Source organism: Roseovarius sp. A-2 (genome assembly GCF_002072155.1).
Lineage (GTDB): Bacteria > Pseudomonadota > Alphaproteobacteria > Rhodobacterales > Rhodobacteraceae > Roseovarius.
In genome coordinates this window covers 2,501-6,014 of record NZ_BDIY01000053.1, presented here as the reverse complement: position 1 = coordinate 6,014, position 3,514 = coordinate 2,501, and the positions used below count along the sequence as shown (strand labels likewise).

Annotated in this window: 1 tRNA gene and 2 rRNA genes; all 3 read right to left on the bottom strand. The window is 53.8% G+C overall.

Annotation, left to right across the window (positions count from 1 at the left end):
- Positions 1 to 77, bottom strand: a tRNA-Met gene (locus BHD06_RS22090).
- 118 nt (positions 78 to 195) lie between these two features.
- Positions 196 to 310 (bottom strand): 5S ribosomal RNA (gene rrf / locus BHD06_RS22085).
- Between the two features lie 154 nt (positions 311 to 464).
- Positions 465 to 3,298 (bottom strand): 23S ribosomal RNA (locus BHD06_RS22080).
- Between the last annotated feature and the right edge of the window lie 216 nt (positions 3,299 to 3,514).

Below are 3,514 nucleotides of genomic sequence, written 5' to 3'. Positions count from 1 at the left end.
TGGTTGCGGGAGTAGGATTTGAACCTACGACCTTCAGGTTATGAGCCTGACGAGCTACCGGACTGCTCCATCCCGCGACGCTTATTGGCCAATTGCCGAAGGGGCTCATGTGGCCTTTGGTTGCCCCATTTGGGAGATATGGGGCTGAGTGTCATCGTTTGAGAGATACGTGTTTTTTTTCGGGGGTCTTACCAGGTTTGGCGGCGACCTACTCTCCCACGTCTTGAGACGCAGTACCATTGGCGCGACGGCACTTAACGGCCGGGTTCGGGATGGGACCGGGTGTTTTGCTCGTGCTATGACCACCAAACCGGGAAAGACCCTCGAGGATTGTCTGATTGCGCATGTGCGTTTTGGGACAATCTGTTTTCAGCCGCCTGTCCTGCGGCTGAAGTATTCCAGGTCACGTACATTGTGTTTTGTGTATGCTTTTGATTGTGTTTCCAGTCTTGTTGTTACTGGATCAAATCAAGCCTATCGGGCCATTAGTACCGGTCAACTGAACGCATTGCTGCGCTTACATCTCCGGCCTATCGACGTGGTGGTCTACCACGGCCCTCAGGGATACCTTGTTTTGAGGGGGGCTTCCCGCTTAGATGCCTTCAGCGGTTATCCTGTCCGAACATAGCTACCCTGCACTGCGGCTGGCGCCACAACAGGTCCACCAGTGGTTCGTTCACCCCGGTCCTCTCGTACTAGGGGCAACTCCTCTCAAGTATCCTACACCCACGGCAGATAGGGACCGAACTGTCTCACGACGTTCTAAACCCAGCTCACGTACCTCTTTAAACGGCGAACAGCCGTACCCTTGGGACCTGCTCCAGCCCCAGGATGAGATGAGCCGACATCGAGGTGCCAAACACTGCCGTCGATATGGACTCTTGGGCAGTATCAGCCTGTTATCCCCGGCGTACCTTTTATCCGTTGAGCGATGGCCCTTCCACTCGGGACCACCGGATCACTATGGCCGTCTTTCGACTCTGCTCGACTTGTCAGTCTCGCAGTCAGGCTGGCTTCTGCCATTGCACTCAACGAGCGATTTCCGACCGCTCTGAGCCAACCTTCGCGCGCCTCCGTTACGCTTTAGGAGGCGACCGCCCCAGTCAAACTACCCGCCACGCAGGGTCCCGGACCCGGATAACGGGCCGCGGTTAGACATCAAGAGTGCGAAGGGTGGTATCTCAAGGGAGGCTCCACCGCGACTAGCGTCACGGGTTCAAAGCCTACCACCTATCCTGCACATCACAATCCTGATGCCAGTGCGAAGCTGTAGTAAAGGTGCACGGGGTCTTTCCGTCTAACCGCGGGAAGCCTGCATCTTGACAGGCAATTCAATTTCGCTGAGTCGATGTTGGAGACAGCGGGGAAGTCGTTACGCCATTCGTGCAGGTCGGAACTTACCCGACAAGGAATTTCGCTACCTTAGGACCGTTATAGTTACGGCCGCCGTTTACCTGGGCTTCAATTCAAGGCTCTCACCTCTCCTTTTAACCTTCAGGCACCGGGCAGGCGTCAGACCCTATACGTCGTCTTGCGACTTCGCAGAGCCCTGTGTTTTTAGTAAACAGTCGCCACCCCCTGGTTTGTGCCCCCAGCTCCTAGTTGCCTAGGAACCGGGCCTCCTTCTCGCGAACTTACGGAGGTATTTTGCCGAGTTCCTTCAACATCGTTCTCTCAAGCGCCTTGGTATTCTCTACCAGTCCACCTGTGTCGGTTTAGGGTACGATCTCATGATGGAGCTATTTCCAGGAACTGCTCAGCGGCCCATCCAATCCGATAAGGATGAACAACCTCTGCAATCCGTCACTTCCATCTGGCCCAGGAATATTAACCTGGTTCCCATCGACTACGCCTTTCGGCCTCGCCTTAGGGGTCGGCTTACCCTGCTCAGATTAGCTTTAAGCAGGAACCCTTGGACTTTCGGCGAGAGTGTCTCTCACACTCTTTGTCGCTACTCATGTCATCATTCTCACTAGTGATCTCTCCACGGGATCGCTCACGCGCCCGCTTCATCGAAAGCTCCGTGTCTCCGTAACAACCGAAGTCGCTAAAGAGACATGGAACTATGTCACACTACGCTCTGCTACCATGCCTTACGGCATCCTAAGCTTCGGCTCATGGCTTGAGCCCCGTTACATCTTCGCCGCAGGACAACTTGTTTAGACCAGTGAGCTGTTACGCTATCTTTAAAGGATGGCTGCTTCTAAGCCAACCTCCTGGTTGTTTTGGTCGTCCCACCTGCTTTCCCACTTAGCCATGAATTGGGGGCCTTAGCTGTAGGTCAGGGTTGTTTCCCTCTCGACTACGGACGTTAGCATCCGCAGTCTGTCTGCCATCTAGTACTCCTCGGTATTCGGAGTTTGGTTAGGATCAGTAAGCCTGTGGGGCCCCATTACCCATCCAGTGCTCTACCCCCGAGGGTATTCGGATGACGCTCTACCTAAATAGATTTCGCAGAGAACCAGCTATCTCCGAGTTTGATTGGCCTTTCACCCCTAGGCACAACTCATCCCGACCTTTTTCAACAGGTGTGGGTTCGGACCTCCAGTACGTGTTACCGTACCTTCATCCTGGTCATGCCTAGATCACTCGGTTTCGGGTCTGATCCATCCAACTCGACGCCCTATTAAGACTCGCTTTCGCTGCGCCTACACCTAACGGCTTAAGCTTGCTGGATAGACCAAGTCGATGACCCATTATACAAAAGGTACGCCGTCACAACGGCACAAGGCCGCAGCTCCGACTGATTGTAGGCGTTCGGTTTCAGGTACTGTTTCACTCCCCTCGTCGGGGTGCTTTTCACCTTTCCCTCACGGTACTGGTTCGCTATCGGTCAGTAAGGAGTACTTAGCCTTCGAAGGTGGTCCTCCGATCTTCAGACAGGATTTCACGTGTCCCGCCCTACTTGATACGTCCTTCAAAGCTTCCCATACGGGGCTGTCACCCGCTATGGCTGCGCTTCCCAACGCATTCTGGTCACTTATCAGGCTCGGCTGGTCCCCGTTCGCTCGCCGCTACTAGGGGAGTCGCTATTGCTGTCCTTTCCTCCGGGTACTTAGATGTTTCAGTTCTCCGGGTTTGCTCTTAAAGACCTATGTATTCAGTCCTTAAGTACCTGTTTCAGCCCGTTATTGATCACCCGAAGGTAACAATAACAAACTGTCAGGTGGGTTGCCCCATTCAGAAATCCATGGATCAAAGCTTATTCTCAGCTCCTCATGGCTTATCGCAGAGTATCACGTCTTTCATCGCCTCTTACTGCCAAGGCATCCACCAAACGCCCTTTTCGCGCTTGATTTGATCCAGAAAAAGCAAGACTGTTCAATGCCCTACCGCCTTGCGGCTAGTTGGGGACAATGGCTTGCGCGACGGTGGAAGCTGGTAACAAACCACCGTCATTTTTCCGATCAAAAGCATACTTTCCCGCCCGGCCATAAGGCCGGACATTTGGTTAGTGTACTTGACTTGGACAACTCTGTTCGTTTCAGCTGGCAGACAGATGGGCGATCGAGGA